Source organism: uncultured Microbacterium sp., from assembly GCF_963524805.1.
GTDB lineage: Bacteria > Actinomycetota > Actinomycetes > Actinomycetales > Microbacteriaceae > Microbacterium.
The window spans coordinates 502,212-518,948 of the sequence record NZ_CAURGG010000002.1 but is presented as its reverse complement, the minus strand read 5'-3'; the positions used below and the strand labels follow the sequence as shown (position 1 = coordinate 518,948).

The window sequence follows — 16,737 nt, the reverse complement described above, 5'->3', positions numbered from 1 at the left end:
AAGGTTCGAAATGTCACAGCTCTCCACCAACCGCCTGCGGTGGTCGCTTCTTGCGGTCCCCGTCGCCGGTGTCCTGGTCCTCGCCGGGTGCTCCGGCTCCTCCGACGACGACGGCGGCGGCGGCAGCACAGAGGATCCCACGAAGACGGGCTTCTCGGTGATGGTCGCCGCAGCGAACGACGCCGACGACTACTACGAGCAGATCCTCGACAAGTACTCCGAAGAGACCGGCGTCGAGATCGAGGTCATCCCCTATCCCTCCGACGGCTACAACCAGCAGGTCACGACGCAGCTGCAGGCCGGTAACGCCGCAGACATGATGATCCTGTCGCCGGGTACCGGGCAGCCGATCTCCGTGATCACGCTCGCGGACGCCGGATTCCTCGAGCCGCTCGATGACACCTCGGCGGGCCTGCTTCCCGCGGGCAGCGAGGCCGAGTTCCAGATCGACGGAGAGACGTTCGCGCAGCCGACCGCGCTGACCCCGGTCGGCATGGTCTACAACGTCACCGCGGCCGATGAGGCCGGAGTGAGCGAGTACCCGGCGACGTACGAGGACCTGCTCGACGCATGCACCACGGCACGCGACGGCGGCAAGACCTTCACCGTCCTCGCCGGCGGCATCCCCTTCAACACCGGCCTGTTCTCGATGCTGATCTCGGCAACGCGTGTCTACGCCGAGACGCCCGACTGGAACGCGCAGCGCGCCGCGGGCGATGTGACCTTCGCCGACAGCGGTTGGCGTGAGGTCCTCGAGGACATCATGGAGATGAAGGACTCCGGCTGCTTCCAGGACGGCGTCGAGGGCGGCACGTTCGACTCGATCACCCAGGGCCTGGGCGGCGGCACGTCGCTGACCGCCGCGGTTCCGGGCAGTGCGGCAGCGTCGATCAGCACCGCGACCGGCGCAGAGCTGAACGTCCAGGCGTTCCCGCCGGCCAAGGGCCAGGAGCCCTTCACCGTCACGGGCGCCAACTACGCATGGGGGATCAACGCCTCCTCGGATGACAACGTCAAGGCGTCGGCGCAGGCCTTCCTCGACTGGGTCGCCCAGCCCGAGAACGCCAAGGAGTACGCAGACCTCTCCGGCTCGGTCCCGATCACCGGCATCGACGAGGACACCTTGCTGCCCTCGTACGCACCGATCGCCGGACTGCTCGGCGACGGCTCCTACGTCAGCGTCCCGAACGCGACCTGGCCGAACCCGGCAGTCTACGAAGCCCTCGGCACCGGCGTGCAGGGCCTGCTGACCGGCCAGACGACGGTCGATCAGGTGCTGGACAGCATGGACGCGGCCTGGGGCGAATAGCCCTTCCGCTGAATATCTGAACCGCGAGACGACAACTGCACGTCGAGACTGTGGGTCTAACCCACAGTCTCGACGTGCAGATGCAGTCTCGCGGTCTTTATGAGGAGATGCACGTGAGCGTACGCACGCCCGAAGAGCTGCTGGCACGCATGACCTGGAGCGAGAAGCTCGCACAGCTGCAGATCATCTGGCGGCGCGATGAGAATGACGCGCTGGCCCTCGCGCGCGGCGGGATCGGCGCCCTGTTCTGGCCGCAGTCCGCGGAGCAGACCAACGCGCTGCAGCGTGCCGCCGTCGAAGACAGCGCACACGGCATCCCCCTGCTCATCGGACTCGACGTCATCCACGGTCAGTTCACCATCTTCCCGACGCCCTTGGCGCAGGCCGCGAGCTTCGACCCCACCGTCGCCGAGGCAGACGCGCGGGTGTCGGCGGCCGAGGCCCGTTCCGGCGGCGTGAACTGGACGTTCTCCCCCATGGTCGACGTCACGCGCGACCCCCGCTGGGGTCGGGTCGTCGAAGGGTTCGGCGAAGACGCGTTCCTCGCGGCCGCGTTCGGCGCGGCGAAGGTCCGCGCATATCAGGGGGACGACCTGGCCGCCACCGACGCGATCGCCGCGTGCCTGAAGCACTTCGTCGCGTACGGCGCAGCCGAAGCCGGACGCGATTACAACACGACCGACCTCTCGCAGCGCCGTCTGCGCGAGACGTACCTCGAACCCTTCCGCGCCGCGGTGGCCGCCGGAGCGGCATCCGTCATGGCCGCCTTCAACTCGCTCAACGGCACGCCGATGCACGCGCACCGCCGGCTGCTGACCGATGTGCTGACCGGCGAGTACGGCTTCGACGGGGTCGTCGTCGGGGATGCCGATGGCGTCGCGCAACTGGTGGCGCACGGCATCGCGAGCGATGAGCCGGACGCCGTGCGGCAGTCGCTCTCCGCGGGGCTGGACATCGTCATGGGCGGGTCCGAGCTCGCCGCGGACGGCGCGCCGCTGCTCGAACCCGGCACCGTGGATGCCGCCCGCATCGACGATGCCGTGATGCGCATCCTGCGCCTCAAGCAGGCGCTGGGCCTGTTCGAGAACCCCTACACGGATGCCGCGACCGAACGATCCGCCCCGACGGTCGAGTCGCTTCGGATCGCGCAGGACGCGGCCGAGCGCTGCATGGTGCTGCTGAAGAACGATGACGCCCTGCTTCCGGTCGCTGCGACGGGGAAGCGCATCCTGCTCACCGGCCCCTACGCGACGAGCACCGATCATCTCGGAGCATGGGTGCAGCACTTCGGCGCCGAGGCGGGCACCCTCGAGGAATCGCTGCGCGCCGAGCTGCCGCACGCGACGTGGACGGTCGCTGCCGGTACGGGTTTCCTCGAGCTGTCGGAATCCGACATCGGCACGGCGGCCGCCCTGGCCGCCGAGAATGACCTGGTGATCGTCGCCGTCGGCGAGCCGAGCTCGATCTCGGGCGAGGCGAGCTCGCGGGCGGATATCCGGCTGCCGGGCGACCAGGAGCGCCTGATCCACGCGATCGCCGACACGGGCGTGCCGTTCATCGTGCTGCTGGCCACCGGCCGGCCGCTCGTCGTCGAGGCCTGGATCGAGCGGGCGCCCTCCGTGCTCCTCACCTGGCACCTCGGCACGCGCGGGCCCGAGGCGATCGCCCGCGCGGTGTCGGGCGCGGTGAATCCCGCGGGGCGCGTTCCGATGACCATCCCCCGCGCCGTCGGCCAGATCCCGATCCACCACGACGCGGAGAACACCGGCCGCCCCGCGCAGGCGGGTGGCTCGATGGCTGTGGACCGGTGGGACGTCGGCCTGCAGGGACCGAACAACCTGGACGATTACTACACCTCGAAGTTCCTCGACCTCGAGCGCGGTCCCCGCTTCGCGTTCGGCCACGGGCTCAGCTACACGTCCTTCCGCGTGGATGCGGCATCCCTCTCGACGTCGGTGATCTCCGTCGCCGAACTGCGCACGGGTGCACGAGTCTCGGTGTCGGCATCGGTGCGCAACGTCGGCGACCGCGACGGCGACGACGTCGTCTTCGCGTACCTGGCCGATCCTGTCGCGTCGATCGCGCAGCCGGTGCAGCGCCTGCGCGGCTTCCGGCGGGTGGCGGTCGTCGCCGGCACGACGGCCGACGTGGCGTTCGAGCTCGGCGCCGGCGAGCTCGGCTTCTGGGACGACGAGAACCGCTTCGTGATCGAGCCGGGCGAGTTGGTGATCACGGTCACGGATGGCACGGATGCCGTGCGGTTGCCGCTCAGCGTCACGCCGTGATCTGGCGCCGTATCTCGTCGCAGGTCGCGTAGATCTCGGCGGTCGCGGCCGCCGAGTGCACGGGGTGCTCGAGAGCGCCCGCCAGGATCGCGTCGGTGACCGCGCGCAGCATCGGGACGTAGCCGTTGCCCTCGCGCTCCACCTCGACGACCTCCTGGTGACCCCTGCCCCACGGCAGCGGGTGGTGGATCGTCAGCTGCGAGGCGTACCAGAACCCCGCGCCGATCGTCACGAAGGCCTCGGTGCCGCTCACGGCCGCCGACGGATCGATCCACTCGACCATCGAACTCGCGCCCTGCGCGAAGCGCGCATTCGCGTAGCCCAGCGTGAAATCCTGGCGCAGGTCGACGCCGTCCTCGCGCACCGTCCCGCGCGCCGACACCGTCTCGGGTCGGCCCAGCAGCATGTGGGCGAGCGTGACCGGGTAGATGCCCTGGTCGAGCAGGGTGCTGCCGCCCGGCATCCATCGGCTGCTGCCGTCGTGCGCGAACGCGGCGCCGAACGCGGCCCGCATGCTGCGCACATCGCCCAGCACTCCGTCGGCGATGATCTGATCGAGGCGCGCGTAGAGCGGATTGAACTTCATCCACATCGCCTCCATCAGGAAGACGCCGGCGTGGGTGGCGCGGGCAGCGAGCTCACGGACCTCGCGCTCGTTCATCCCGAGGGGCTTCTCGCAGAGCACATGCTTTCCGGCCGCGATCGCCTCGGAGACGATGTCGAAGTGCGTGACGTGCGGCGTCGCGATGTACACGGCATCGATGTCGGATGCGAACATGTCGTGCCTGCTCGGGTAGCGGGCGGCGATGCCGAAATCGTCGGCGAAGGCGGTGAGGCGTGCGACGTCACGCGAGGCGACAGCACTGACCGCCGCATCCGGCACGAGGGAGAAGTCCGCCACCATCTGGCGGCTGAGGGCACTTGCCCCCACCACGCCCCAGCGCAGCGGTGCGAGATCGGCCGGCATCGTCGTCTCCGTCCGGCTCAGAGCCGCACGAGGCGGATGCGGGCCGCGCCGACGCGGTCGTTCGGGAGGATCATCAGTCGCTCGTCGCCGTTGAGCACCCGGCCCGAGACGACCTCGCCGTCGTCGATGATCAGCTCCTGCACGGAGTCGATCTCGACGCGGGCATCGGCGGCGAAGTAGTCCAGGGTGAGCTCGCGACCGATGACGAGGAAGCCGCCGTCGCCGGTGCCGGCGATCAGCGCGAACGGCCGCGTCTCGCCGGCAGTTCTGATGTGCGCACTGGCGACGGTCTCATCGGGCACCTCGAGCGCGGTGTCGGGTATGTTCACCCCGGCATCCAGCAGCATCCGCCGCAACAGCGCCCGTGCGCCGCGCGCCGTGATCTCGACCCCGTCGAGGTGCCGGGTCTCGACCTCGACCCCCGGCTCGAGGACGACGGCGGCGAGTCCGCCCCGCAGAGCCGCAGCCGCGATCTCGCTCTCCAGGCCCGCAACGAACGCGACCGTGGCGGCGAGCTGAGCGTCGGTGTTCACCAGATCCAGCCCGTACCCCGACCATCCGACGGCGCCGTACGTGCCGATCGCGCGAACGAGCTCGCCGGGGCTGAGGCGGCACTCCGGAACGAAGAACGGCTGGATGCCGGTGGCATACTGCGCCATCGCGGCGTCGGCGTCGTGCACATAGAGGTCCGGACCGAGGAAGGCCAGCGACGGGGCGGCTGCCCGCCAGATGTCCAGCACGGTGGAGGTCGGGCCGCCGCTCGGGTACTGCCCGGGGGTGTCCTGACCCGGCTGCGGGCCGAGCCAGGCGTTCGCGTACATGATGATGTCGGCGATCGCCCGACCGCGGGCGGCGAGGTGCTCGACATAGGTGGCGATGGCCCACGCCATGAAGATCTCGTCGGCCCCCGCGGACTCGCCGAAGACCTGCGGCCACGACCCGTTCTCTGGTGCGCCGGCGGACTCCCAGAGCCGTCGGGCCGACGTGCTGCCGGTCGCCGTCGCGCGCACATGCGCGATCAACGCAGCCGGAACCTCGCTGTTCCACGCCGCCTGGGCGAGCTCGTTGCGGTCACGGCTGTCCGAGAGCAGACCGGACTCGTTCTCGACCTGCACCATCGCGACGGTGCCATCGGGATCGGCATCCACCAGGTGCCGCACGAGCGCCTCGAACGCCTTCGCGTCGGCCTCCCGCAGCTCGGGGCTGAACACCGAGAGCACCGGTTTCGCTGTCGCGCCCTCGTAGCTGAAGGCCTGCATCCCCTTCGGCTCGACCACCACGCGCGGAAAGCGCTGCGGGTCGCTGCGCACCCACGTCGGCGAGTACGTCGATGCCGCGTTCTTGAACGCGCCGAACCACAGCAGCACCAGGTGAAGCCGGTTCTTGCGGGCCTCGGCGAGCATGGTGTCCACGAGCGAGAAGTCGAATGTTCCCTCGGCCGGCTCGCTCAGCGCCCAGCTGACCGGCGACAGCACGACGTTCGAGCCGACGCGGCTCACGTGCGCGAACGAGTCGGCGACCGCTTTCGGCGACGACGACGCGGAGTTGAACACCTGCCCGCCGACGAGCAGCACCGGTTCGCCGTTGCGGCGCAGCGCGAACGGGGGCTCGGTCGAGAGGGTCCACGGCCTTGCGGCGGGGGAAGCGTGCTCGGTCATGGTGTGTCCTGTTCTGCGAGGGTGTGATGACGCTGAGACGACATCTGCACGTCGAGACTGCGGGTAAACCCCACCGTCTCGCCGTGCCGTTGTCGTCTCACGGTCGGGTCAGCGCAGGGCGCGGTAGCGGAAGTCGCGGAACCGCGCCTCGCCCGCGCCAGCCGCGTACAGCGCAGGGCGCAGGCTGAGCAGGTCGCCCACCACGTTGGCGTGGTAGCCCGAGGTCTCGTACCGGATCGCGTGCCGCGTCCATTCGCCGCCGGGAACGCGGTACCAGCCGGTGACGATTTGCTCGTCGTTGCGGAGGCGCAGCGTGATCCGATTGCTCGCCGGCGCGGGCTCCCGCCAGTGCGTGCGGATGCCGCCCGAATAGCTCAGCATGCGCTCGCCGTCGATGCCCATGCCGCAGAAGAGCCGGTTGTTGAAGAACAGCAGCACGCCGGCTTCGAGGCCGGGCTCCACCTCGACGTCGACCTCGATCTCGTACGCGTGGTCGCCGGTCAGCATCGCGAGCGGCGACGTGTCGGCGGGCGAGGCGCCCTTGCCGCGCAGCACCAGGCCGTCCTCGATGCGCACGCGCTCGGCTTCGTCGGGCCCGGGCGCGTGGAAGGTCCAGCGGCTGCCGAGTTCGAGCTGCGAGAAGTCGTCCTCGATGTCGGCCTGCGGGGTCTGCGCGGCTGCGCCGACCGGCGCCGGGAGCGGCCCGCCGATGTCGCGGACGGCGGCCTCGGGCCAGTCGTCCTCGCCCCACCGGATCGGCTCGAGCAGGATCTGCCGGCCCAGGGTGCGGTACCCGTTCTCGTAGCCGTGCGAGACCATCCACCACAGGTCGTCCGGCGTCCCGGCAGGACCGGGGACGAGGGTCGCATGCCCCCGCGACCACCAGGGCTCGGCGGCATCCAGCGTCCGCGCGATCGGGTTGCCTGGGTGGTTCTCCCACGGTCCGTGCACCGACTGCGACCGCGCGACGATCACCATGTGCCCGGTCGGCGGGCCGCCGGTGCCGCCGACGGCGCTGACGAGGTACAGATACGAATCGCGCCAGAAGAGCTTCGGCCCTTCGAGCGAGTAGCCCTCCGTGATCCAGTCGTCGGGGTACCGCCAACCGTCGTAGACCTGCTCGAGTTCGCCGACTGTCGACAGGCCGTCGTCGGCGAGCTGGATGCGGCGCACGCCGCTCGTGAAGAGGTACCGCGTGCCGTCCTCACCCACGACGTGCCCGGGATCGATCACGCCGCGGATGCCGAGGTCGATCGGCTCGGACCACGGACCGCTCATCGCATCGGCGTGGATCACGAAGATCGACGCATCGGTCAGCGTAGACCACGGCGTCGGGATGAAGGGGATGTAGATGAAGAATCGTCCATCGTGCTCGGCGATGTCCACCGCGAACGTGTTACCCACCGGGTTCGGCAGCGCGGCCGTCACGTAGGTCCAGTTCACGAGGTCCGTGGAGCGGTACAACGGCAGCCCCGGCGCCGCCTCGAAGGACGAGTAGGTCATCCAGTACTCGTCGCCGACCTTGATGACGGCCGGGTCGGGCCGGTCGCCGGACAGGACGGGGTTGACGAACGTGGTCATGATGATGCGGACCTCTCCAGGACGTGTGCGCCGATCCACGCTGCGATCGCCTCGATCGTGGGCAGAGCCGTCGGGTCGGACGGCTCGTTGATGTGACCGTGACCGGCGCCCGCCTCCCGATGCAGCCGCACTGCGACGCCCGCATCAGTGAGCTGGTGCGCGAACGCCTCACCCGAGGGCCGCAGGTCGTCCTTCTCGCACACGACCACGAGCGTGGGCGGAAAGCCGTCCACCCGCCCGAGCGCGGCGAACGCGTGCGGGTCGTGCAGGGCATCCTCCGAGCCGGCGAAGTTCATGGCGAGCTGGCCGTGCGGTGAGGACAAGTCCACCTCGGCCGAGGCCTCCGGGCCGTTCGGGTGGACGGCGGGATACACGAGGATCAGCCCCGCAGGCACCGGCTCCCCGGCATCCTGAAGCTGCGCGACAGCGCCTGCAGTCAGGTTGCCTCCCGCACTCGCCCCGCCCAGCAACACCGCCTCGGCGTCGAGGCCGAACAGCTCCTGGGCGTGTGCACGCGCGTAGTGCCACGCCGCGCGCACCTCGTCGGTCGGCTCGGGAAAGTGCACGTCGCCCAGGCACTTGACGTAGTCGACCGAAAGCACGGGGATGCCGCGCGCCGCGAGCTCGAGCGCCATCCAGTTCGCCTCGGGCATGTCCAGATACCCGCCGATGAACGCTCCGCCGTGCACCCACACCAGGGCGCGACCGGATGCCGGCGCCGCGGCATCCCGGTACAGCCTTGCCGGGACGCGCCTGCCGTGGGGTCCCTCGATACCGAGGTCGGCCGTGTCGACGCTCGCGAGGTGCGGGAAGCGGCGCTTCAGCGACGCGGTGTCGATGTCCGTGCGCGGATCCGCCGGCTCGCCGTTCTCTGCGAGCCAGCGGACCGCATCCGCGATCGGCATGCGACGGAAGTCGGGCTGGTCGGTCATGCACACCTCTCTCGGCCTCTCGGCCTTCCAACTTCACAGATCCGCGCGAACTTCGCACGCATTCGCCGGTGCGGCTGCGAAGTTCGTCGGATTCTGCGAACTTCGGATGCCGCCCCCGGCGCTCAGGCCGGCTGCAGCTCCCGCATCGAGCGGCGAATCAGGTCGTGCTGCTTGCGCACGAGCACGAGCGGGTCGACCTCGCCGAGCTCGGCGAACGCGTGACCCTCCCATTCGCTCGACCAGTAGCCGCGGTATCCGCCCTCGACGAAGACGCGCACGAGCTCGGGGTAGTCGATCGCCGGCTCCTGCCCGTTCTCGTCGATGTCGTAGAACTTGGCGTGCACGTGCAGGATCTGCGGCATGATGTCGGCCCACTCCTGCGGAGCCACGTGCCCGTGCATGTTGAACGCGAGGTGCGCGAACGAGCCCAGGCGGCCCGGGTCGAAGTCGCGGCTCTTGAGGTAGCCGATGAACTCCTGCTGGCGCTCCTGCATCGTCGCGTCGGTCGCCCAGATCTGCTGCAGCGTGGTGAGCGCCTCGTCGTCCAGGCCCGCGCGCTGGACGGCGCGCAGCAGCGTCGGCGACATCGCGTGCATGGTCGAGGAGAAGTCCGCGACGAAGCCGAGCAGCGGCGAGTCCAGCTCGGCGTACGTTTCGCGCACCTTCATCACGGCGGGGGCGTTCGGCCCCATCGGCGCGTGGATCTCGTACGCGAGCTTGAGGTTCAGCTTCTCGGCGACCGGCAGCAGCCGACGCAGCAGTTCGGGCTTGGCACTCTGGATGCGCACCAGCGGGAAGCCGAGCTTCTTCGCGCCCTGGAACATGACCTCGCTGAACTCGAACTCCTCGTCGGGCGTCATGTCGCGGTCGCGGCGGCGACCCATGTCGAGGTTCGCGCCGAACGAGCTCTCGTCGAAGCCGTGCTTGTCGAACGCGGCCCGCCAGCTCGTGACGAACTCGTCCGAGACGATCGGGTATGTCGGCAGCACCTGCGAGGCGACGATCTCGATGCCCGGGCCGATGCCGAGCTCGGCGACCCGGTCGAGCAGGCCGTCGAAGTCGAACCAGCCGGCGCGGAACTCCGCGCTGGCCGAATAGAGCGTCAGGCCGAGCTTGAACGGGTCGGCGCCGGTCGCCGGGGGCGGCGGGGCGACGTCGGAGACGAGCGCCGGGGCGGCGGCATCCCGATCCGTCGACGTCAGCTGCAGCGACTGGCGCACGACGTTCGGCACGTACATGCCGGGGCCGCCGTCCTGGCCCGGAGCGATCTGCATGTAGGGCAGGCGCAGCTCGCCGAAGATCTCGACGTCGTGCGTCTCGCCGAGCGCGATCGGCGACTCGCGCCGCACGATCAGCAGCGGGTGCTCCTGCAGGTACCAGAGCACGTCGCTCTGCTCGGGCAGCTGGTCGAGCGTGTAGCGCACACCCTGCAGCTCGAACGCGATGTCGCCGGCAGAAACCTCGGCGCCGTCGATCGTGACCTTCAGTGTGCCGACGGACGACAGCCAGAGGCTGCGATACCAGGGCAGGGTCAGCGACAGGGCGAGCCCGTCGGGGTGGACGCGCAGGCTGTCGTCGGCGATCAATCCGTTGGGCATGGTCGTGTTCCTTCGTTGTCGATGGGATGCCGCGGTCAGAGCGCGTCGGCGACCTGGCGCATGAGCGAATGCTGACGGCGGACCTGCTCGATCGAGCGCCAGGGCTCGCGCTCGCCCTCGTACTCGCTGGAGAGGTAGCCGGTGTAGCCCGCGTCCTTGATGGCGCGCAGCACGGGTTCCCACGGGATCTGGTGGTCGTGCAGGTTCTCGTCGATGTCGTGGAACTTCGCCTGGATGAACACGACGTACGCGGCGATGTCGGCGAAGTCGGCCGGGTCGACGCCGATGCCGTCCATGAACGCGGGGCGCCGGCCGGGCAGCTCGCCGGGCTTCAGCGCGATCGGGCGGTCCTGGAAGATGCCGGTGTCGATGAGGATGCCGAAGTGTTTGGTTCCGGTTCTCTTGATGAACTCGATGTACTCGTCGACGACCTCGTGCTTGATCGGCGTAGGCGAGTGGATCTCGGGGCAGATGATCACGTCGAGCTCTTCTGCCAGCGGCAGGCTCTGCTCGACGACCTCGGTCCAGATCGGGTGCGGGACCAGATCGCTCGAGACGACACCGATCTTCGGGCGCACGAACCGGAACCCGAGGCGGTTCGCGAGCCGCAGGTCGCGCTGGAGCTGCTGCGCGCCCTCCTCGACGCTCATGTCGCGGCCGTTCGGGCCGCTCGAGTGCAGGCGGGAGTCGATCCAGGAGCCGTAGTTCGTGGGCTCGAGGCCGTACTTCTCGAGCAGGCGGAACCACTCGTCGACCCACTCCTGGGACGGGTTCGGGTAGTTCGGGACGTGCCCCTCGCCCAGGATCTCGATGCCGGTCGCACCGAGGTCGGCAATGCCGGCCATCGCGGTCTCGAGATCGAGCACCGTGCCGTAGTCGGTCATGTAGCTGTAGAGGGAGACGCCGTACTTGAAGGGCGCGCCGCTCGCCTCCGGAGCGAGCGTCACGTGCTTGGTGACCGCGTAGGTCGAGGGCTGGTGCTCGACCGGGATGTAGGACATCCGCAGGCGCAGCTCGACCGACACCTCGTGCACGCCGTCCGGCAGCCCGCCCGGATGAGGAACGGTGATGATCGCCGCGTCCTCGAGCGGCCAGCGGACGCCGTCGCCGTCCCACAGCTGCTGCAGCGTGTACGTGTTTCCCTGCAGCGTCCACAGCGGCACATCGGCCGCGACATCGACGAGATCGCCGACTTTCACCGCCACGCCGTCGATGAGGGATGCGGCCATTCCGCGGTACGAGGGCATGCGCAGCCGAAGCTGGAAGCCGGTGATGCTGCCGTTCTCACGCACGTTGCGGAAGCCGACGGACTGGATGAGATCTCGCTCGAGGAGCATGGAGGTGCGCTCTCTGTTCAGGGGCGACCGCCGGGTCCTCATGGACCGCCGCGACCAGACGGCGCTTCGTCACGCCGTCCTTCCACGCTACCGTGCTTTGTCTCTTTCGCGCATAAGTGTGCGTTATGCGCGCCTAAGCAGTTCGGATGGATGCGGGCTGCTGGATGCGATGCGTGCCCATCAGGGAGCGCAATCGCGCGCCCGGAGCGCATTGAACTTCCGGCTCACATGCGTGCTGGCGCGCGAGAAGGTGGTTTGGCGCGCGAGAAGGTGGGTTCCGGGACGAGAAGGTGCACCGTCTCGGCGGCGAAGGCACCATCTCGGCAGCAAAGGGCCGGGAGGGGCCGCCTCAGACCAGGCGTAGCTCGGCGTCGATCGCGGCCGCCGTCCGCAGCAGCGGCGGCAGGTAGGCGTCGCGCACATGCTCGACAGAGTCGCGCGTCGCGCTCGTCGACACGTTCAGCGCTGCAAGCACCCGACCGTCCCGCCCGTGCAGGGGCGCCGCGATCGAGCGCAGCCCCGGTTCCAGTTCGCCGTCCACCAGCGACCAGCCCTGCGCGCCGACCCGTCCGAGCTCCTCGTGCAGCGCGGAGCGGTCGGTGAGGGTCCGCGCGGTGAGATGGGGCAGATCGGATGCCGCCAGGGCGGCATCCGCGGCACTCCGCGGCATTCCGGCCAGCAGCACGCGCCCCATGCTGGTCGCGAACGCGGGGAAGCGCGTGCCGATCGTGATGCGCACGCTCATGATGCGGCGGGTGGGCACGCGGGCGATGTAGACGATGTCGGTGCCGTCCAGCACCGCGGCCGAGACGCTCTCGTCGACCTCGCGCGAGAGCGCCTCGAGGTGCGGCTGCACGATCTCGGGCAGCGACAGCGACGAGAGGTAGCTGAATCCGAGCTCGAGGACCCGGGGCGTCAGACGGAAGGCCCGGGCGTCCGAGGAGACGTATCCGAGCGACTCGAGCGTCAGCAGGAACCGCCGGGCGGCGGCCCGCGTGATGCCGGCCCGACGCGCGACGTCGCTGAGGGTCAGCTCGGCGTGCTCCGCGTCGAACGCCCGGATGACCGAGAGCCCGCGCGCGAGAGACTGCACGAAGTCGCCGGAGACCGCGGCATCGGTCTCGGTCTCGCTCACCGGCTCACCCTATCCACCCGGCTCCGTGATCTTCGGCCCCGATGCCGTATTCAGGCTCGTTCGCGCGGCGACGGCCGACACGCCGGGTGCTGCGGCGTGCGCGCGCGCTCAGCCTGAATTCGGCATCACTGCGAGGCGCCGAGGCCCGCCCGCCGGTCACCGCTCGAGCACGACCGCGAGGCCCTGCCCGACGCCGATGCAGATCGCGGCGACCGCGACTCCGCCGCCGCGGCGGGCGAGTTCGTGCGCGGCGTGGCCGATGATGCGGCCGCCCGACGCGCCGAGCGGGTGGCCGATCGCGATGGCGCCGCCGTGGATGTTGACCTTCTCGGGATCCAGGTCCGGCCACAGCTGCAGGCACGCGAGGCTCTGCGATGCGAACGCCTCGTTGAGCTCGACCACGTCGACGTCGGCCCACGTCTTGCCGGCACGGGCGAGCGCACGATTGGCGGCCTCGACCGGCGCGACTCCGAACACGTCGGGGTCATTGCCGAAGGCGGCCCGACCGGCGATGCGCGCGAGGGGCTCGCCCTCGAGCACGCCTTCGCCGGCGAGCAGCAGCGCCGAGGACCCGTCGTTGATCGAGGACGAGTTGCCGGCGGTCACCGACCCGTCGGCGGCGAACAGGGCCTTGAGGCCGCCGAGCTTCTCGAGGGTCGTGTCGACGCGGATGCCCTCATCCATCGCCAGCTCGTGGCCGGCGACCTGCACGATCTCGTCGTCGTAGGCTCCGGCATCCCACGCCAGGGCGGCAAGCCGGTGACTGCGCAACGCGAAGGCATCCTGCGCCTCCCGCGAGATGCCGTAGATCTGGGCGAGCTTCTCGGCCGAGGCGCCGTTGGAGATCGTCCAGTCCTTGCGCAGCGCCGGGTTGGTCATGCGCCAGCCGATCGCGGTGTTCCACATCGTCTGGTTGCCGGTCGCCGGGAACGGCTTGGCGGACTTCTCCACCACGTACGGCGCCCGGCTCATCGACTCGACACCGCCGGCGAGGATGATGTCGGCATCACCGGACTCGATCGCCCGAGAGCCCTGGATCACGGCCTCGACCGCCGAACCGCACAGCCGGTTCACCGTCACGCCGGGAACGGACGACGGGAAGCCCGCGAGCAGCGCCCCGAAGCGGGCCACGTTGCGGTTGTCTTCGCCCGCCTGGTTCGCGTCGCCGAAGATCACGTCCTCGATGCGGGCCGGATCGATGCCGGTGCGCTCGACGATCGAGCGCATCACGACAGCGGCGAGGTCGTCGGGACGCACCGACGACAGTGCGCCGCCGGCGCGCCCGAACGGGGTGCGGACGGCGTCGTAGACGAAGGATGCGGTCATGTCAGTTCTCCTCTGCAGGTGCGAGTGTCAGACCCGTGAGCTCGGAAAGCGATTCGAACGTGTTGTCTCCGAACGCCTCGCGCACGGCGAAGCCGTCGGGGGTCACGTCGAACACGGCGTGGTCGGTGTAGACGCGGGTGACGCAGCCCACGCCGGTCAGCGGATACGAGCATTCGACCACGAGCTTGGACTCGCCGGTCTTGGTCAGCAGGTCGGTCATCACGTACACCGCCTTGGCGCCGATCGCCAGATCCATCGCGCCTCCGACCGCCGGGATCGACCCCGGTGCGCCGGTCGACCAGTTCGCCAGGTCGCCGTTCTGAGAGACCTGGAACGCGCCCAGCACGCAGACGTCGAGGTGGCCGCCGCGCATCATGCCGAACGAGTCCGCGTGGTGGAAGTACGCGGCACCCGGAAGGGCGGTCACCGCCTGCTTGCCGGCGTTGATCAGATCCGGGTCGACGTGCGCGGCATCCGGTGCCGGCCCCATGCCGAGCAGGCCGTTCTCGGTGTGCAGGATGATCTCCTGGTCATCCGGCAGGAAGTTGGCCACGAGCGTCGGAGCGCCGATCCCGAGGTTGACGTACGAGCCCTCCCGGATGTCGGCAGCGATGCGCTGGGCGAGCTCGTCGCGACTGATGCGGGTGCTCATGCGGCTGCCCCTTCCGTGGTCGGTCGGCCTTCCAGGTCGACGCCCCCGACGAAGGCACCGCCGTCCAGCCAGAGCCGCTCCCCCACCGCGACGACGCGATCGACGAAGATGCCGGGCGTGACGACGGTCTCCGGGTCCAGCGACCCGAGCGGGACGATCTCATCGACCTGCACGACCGAGGTCGTGGCGGCCGAGGCCATGATCGGACCGAAGTTGCGGGCCGTCTCGCGGTACACGAGGTTCCCCCAGCGGTCCGCCTTGAGCGCGCTGATGAGGGCGAAGTCGGCGCGGATCGGGTACTCGAGCACGTAGTCGCGACCGTCGATCGTCCGGGCTTCCTTTCCCGCGGCGAGCTCGGTGCCGACGCCGGTCGGCGAGAAGAACGCCCCGATGCCGGCGCCCGCGGCGCGGATGCGCTCGGCCAGGTTGCCCTGCGGCACGATCTCGAGCTCGATCTCTCCGGCGCGGTACAGCCCGTCGAAGACCCACGAGTCGTGCTGGCGCGGGAAGGAGCAGATGATCTTGCGCACGCGCTTCGCGGCCAGCAGCGCGGCCAGGCCGGTGTCGCCGTTGCCCGCGTTGTTCGCCACGATCGTGAGGTCGCCGGCGCCCTGCGCGATGAGAGCGTCGATCAGCTCCACCGGCTGACCGGCCCGGCCGAAGCCGCCCATCATGACGGTCGAGCCGTCGGGGATGCCGGCGACCGCGGCGGCCGCATCGGGAACGGTCTTGTCGATCACGTGACTCCTTTGTGCCCTACCAACGGGGTGTTCGCTATGCGCACAGTAATGCGCTATACGAACATTCTAGCGCGCTCACGGAGACAGCGCCAGGGGCACCGCTGCACATAACTCCTTCGATCTGCGCCGCGACCGACCCGAATCGACCGATTCATGCCCGCTCATGCCCCGTTCGCAGGAGTTACGCCCCGCAAACACGCGGCACCGACCGCCGGACTACGGCTCGAGGGTCAGGGACGCCGCGAGCGGCACGATGCTTTCGCGCAGCCGCACGATCTCGCCCGCGTGACCGTGGAGCCGCACGTCCTCCGCCCGCGCGGGCTGCCAGGCAGGCACGGGCAGGGCGACCCCGCTGTCGTCCGGCACGACGAACACGCTCAGGCACTGCGTCGTGAGGGTCAGCCGATCCGGTGTGCGCGGGTCGGCCGTCGAGACGCGGGTGCTGATGTGCATGCTGTGCGGACCCGTCAGGATGATGCGGGCGTGCACCTCGACCAGGTCGCCGATGCGCACGGGGGCCAGGAAGTGGATGCCGCCCGAATAGACCCCGATCGCGTGATCGGCCAGCGGCTCGGCGCCCACCCACGCGACAGCGCACGCGTAGGCTGCCTCGTCGATCCAGCGCATCACCGTGCCGCCGTGGGCCTTGCCGCCGAAGTTCACGACACCGGTCGGCACGAGGAAGCGCAGCGTCGTGCGCGGCGCATCCGTGGCGTCGGTGTACTCCTCGTCGAGCATGAGCGACTTGATCTGCGCGCGGGTCTCGATCCGCTCGAGGGCGGCCACGGCGAGCTTCTGGTCCGACCGGCTGACCGGAGTCCAGGGCGGGACCGGTGTGGTGCGCCCGTCGGCATCCTTTGCCACGAAGATCAGCAGGCACGTCGTCGCGGGAGTGTACGCGCGGGTGTGCACCTCGGCCGACGACACCGTGACGACCACGTGCATGCTGGACCGGCCGGTGTGCACGATGCGCGCGCGCACCTCGATGAGGCTCCCGGGCGGGATCGGCCGGCGGTGCCGCACGTTGCCGACATACGCGGTGACGCAGTACGCCCCCGCCCAGCCCACCGCGCACGCGTAGCCGGCCTTGTCGATCCACTCCATGACGCTGCCCGCCGCGACCGAGCGGCCGCCGGCGGCGGTGTCGGCCGGTGTGGCGAGGAAGCGGAGGGTGACGCGGTCGTCCGGGCTGGTGCTCACGGCGCCAGCCTAGGACG

The 16,737-nt window shown here is 69.8% G+C and carries 13 protein-coding genes; 2 read left to right on the top strand and 11 right to left on the bottom strand.

Annotated features, from left to right (window positions below):
* Window positions 1-10 precede the first annotated feature (10 nt).
* Together RWQ91_RS06970 and RWQ91_RS06965 are read left to right on the top strand one after the other, a co-directional pair.
* Window positions 11-1,309, top strand: a complete 1,299-nt coding sequence (locus RWQ91_RS06970) for an extracellular solute-binding protein (protein ID WP_314504027.1) — start codon at window positions 11-13, stop codon at window positions 1,307-1,309.
* Between the two features lie 113 nt (window positions 1,310-1,422).
* Window positions 1,423-3,594, top strand: coding sequence for a glycoside hydrolase family 3 N-terminal domain-containing protein (locus tag RWQ91_RS06965; protein WP_314504024.1), 2,172 nt, complete (start codon window positions 1,423-1,425; stop codon window positions 3,592-3,594).
* On the opposite strand, the gene RWQ91_RS06960 is transcribed toward RWQ91_RS06965, so the two are convergent.
* From RWQ91_RS06960 to RWQ91_RS06910, 11 genes are all read right to left on the bottom strand, one after another.
* Complete coding sequence (locus RWQ91_RS06960) at window positions 3,584-4,561, bottom strand: Gfo/Idh/MocA family oxidoreductase (protein ID WP_314504023.1); 978 nt, start codon at window positions 4,559-4,561, stop codon at window positions 3,584-3,586. The genes RWQ91_RS06965 and RWQ91_RS06960 overlap by 11 nt on opposite strands.
* Window positions 4,562-4,578: 17 nt before the next feature.
* The gene (locus tag RWQ91_RS06955; protein ID WP_314504022.1) at window positions 4,579-6,219 is read right to left on the bottom strand and encodes a DUF5597 domain-containing protein; all 1,641 of its coding nucleotides are present in this window, start codon (window positions 6,217-6,219) and stop codon (window positions 4,579-4,581) included.
* Window positions 6,220-6,327: 108 nt separating this feature from the next.
* Window positions 6,328-7,800: a family 43 glycosylhydrolase gene (locus RWQ91_RS06950; protein WP_314504020.1), complete on the bottom strand. Its 1,473-nt coding sequence runs from the start codon at window positions 7,798-7,800 to the stop codon at window positions 6,328-6,330.
* Complete coding sequence (locus tag RWQ91_RS06945; protein ID WP_314504018.1) at window positions 7,797-8,732, bottom strand: alpha/beta hydrolase; 936 nt, start codon at window positions 8,730-8,732, stop codon at window positions 7,797-7,799. The genes RWQ91_RS06950 and RWQ91_RS06945 overlap by 4 nt, the downstream gene beginning before the upstream one ends.
* Before the next feature lie 122 nt (window positions 8,733-8,854).
* Window positions 8,855-10,330, bottom strand: a complete 1,476-nt coding sequence (locus tag RWQ91_RS06940) for a DUF6379 domain-containing protein (protein ID WP_314504016.1) — start codon at window positions 10,328-10,330, stop codon at window positions 8,855-8,857.
* 35 nt (window positions 10,331-10,365) lie between these two features.
* On the bottom strand, window positions 10,366-11,667 hold the full coding sequence (locus RWQ91_RS06935) for a DUF6379 domain-containing protein (protein ID WP_314504014.1): 1,302 nt from the start codon (window positions 11,665-11,667) through the stop codon (window positions 10,366-10,368).
* 349 nt (window positions 11,668-12,016) lie between these two features.
* Window positions 12,017-12,802, bottom strand: a complete 786-nt coding sequence (locus RWQ91_RS06930) for an IclR family transcriptional regulator C-terminal domain-containing protein (RefSeq protein ID WP_314504012.1) — start codon at window positions 12,800-12,802, stop codon at window positions 12,017-12,019.
* 156 nt (window positions 12,803-12,958) lie between these two features.
* Window positions 12,959-14,128, bottom strand: coding sequence for a thiolase family protein (locus RWQ91_RS06925; protein ID WP_314504010.1), 1,170 nt, complete (start codon window positions 14,126-14,128; stop codon window positions 12,959-12,961).
* Between the two features lies 1 nt (window position 14,129).
* Window positions 14,130-14,780, bottom strand: coding sequence for a 3-oxoacid CoA-transferase subunit B (locus tag RWQ91_RS06920; RefSeq protein ID WP_314504008.1), 651 nt, complete (start codon window positions 14,778-14,780; stop codon window positions 14,130-14,132).
* Window positions 14,777-15,520, bottom strand: coding sequence for a 3-oxoacid CoA-transferase subunit A (locus RWQ91_RS06915; protein WP_314504006.1), 744 nt, complete (start codon window positions 15,518-15,520; stop codon window positions 14,777-14,779). Before RWQ91_RS06915 ends, RWQ91_RS06920 begins: the two co-directional genes overlap by 4 nt.
* A 216-nt stretch (window positions 15,521-15,736) precedes the next feature.
* A complete protein-coding gene (locus tag RWQ91_RS06910) occupies window positions 15,737-16,720 on the bottom strand; it encodes a hotdog domain-containing protein (protein WP_314504004.1) in 984 nt (327 codons plus the stop codon).
* Window positions 16,721-16,737: the final 17 nt, after the last annotated feature.

Coding starts and splice junctions, on each gene's coding strand:
- RWQ91_RS06970 (WP_314504027.1), top strand. CDS start 11: ATGTCACAGCTCTCCACCAACCGCCTGCGGTGGTCGCTTCTTGCGGTC.
- RWQ91_RS06960 (WP_314504023.1), bottom strand. CDS start 4,561: ATGCCGGCCGATCTCGCACCGCTGCGCTGGGGCGTGGTGGGGGCAAGT.
- RWQ91_RS06955 (WP_314504022.1), bottom strand. CDS start 6,219: ATGACCGAGCACGCTTCCCCCGCCGCAAGGCCGTGGACCCTCTCGACC.
- RWQ91_RS06950 (WP_314504020.1), bottom strand. CDS start 7,800: ATGACCACGTTCGTCAACCCCGTCCTGTCCGGCGACCGGCCCGACCCG.
- RWQ91_RS06945 (WP_314504018.1), bottom strand. CDS start 8,732: ATGACCGACCAGCCCGACTTCCGTCGCATGCCGATCGCGGATGCGGTC.
- RWQ91_RS06940 (WP_314504016.1), bottom strand. CDS start 10,330: ATGCCCAACGGATTGATCGCCGACGACAGCCTGCGCGTCCACCCCGAC.
- RWQ91_RS06935 (WP_314504014.1), bottom strand. CDS start 11,667: ATGCTCCTCGAGCGAGATCTCATCCAGTCCGTCGGCTTCCGCAACGTG.
- RWQ91_RS06925 (WP_314504010.1), bottom strand. CDS start 14,128: ATGACCGCATCCTTCGTCTACGACGCCGTCCGCACCCCGTTCGGGCGC.
- RWQ91_RS06920 (WP_314504008.1), bottom strand. CDS start 14,780: ATGAGCACCCGCATCAGTCGCGACGAGCTCGCCCAGCGCATCGCTGCC.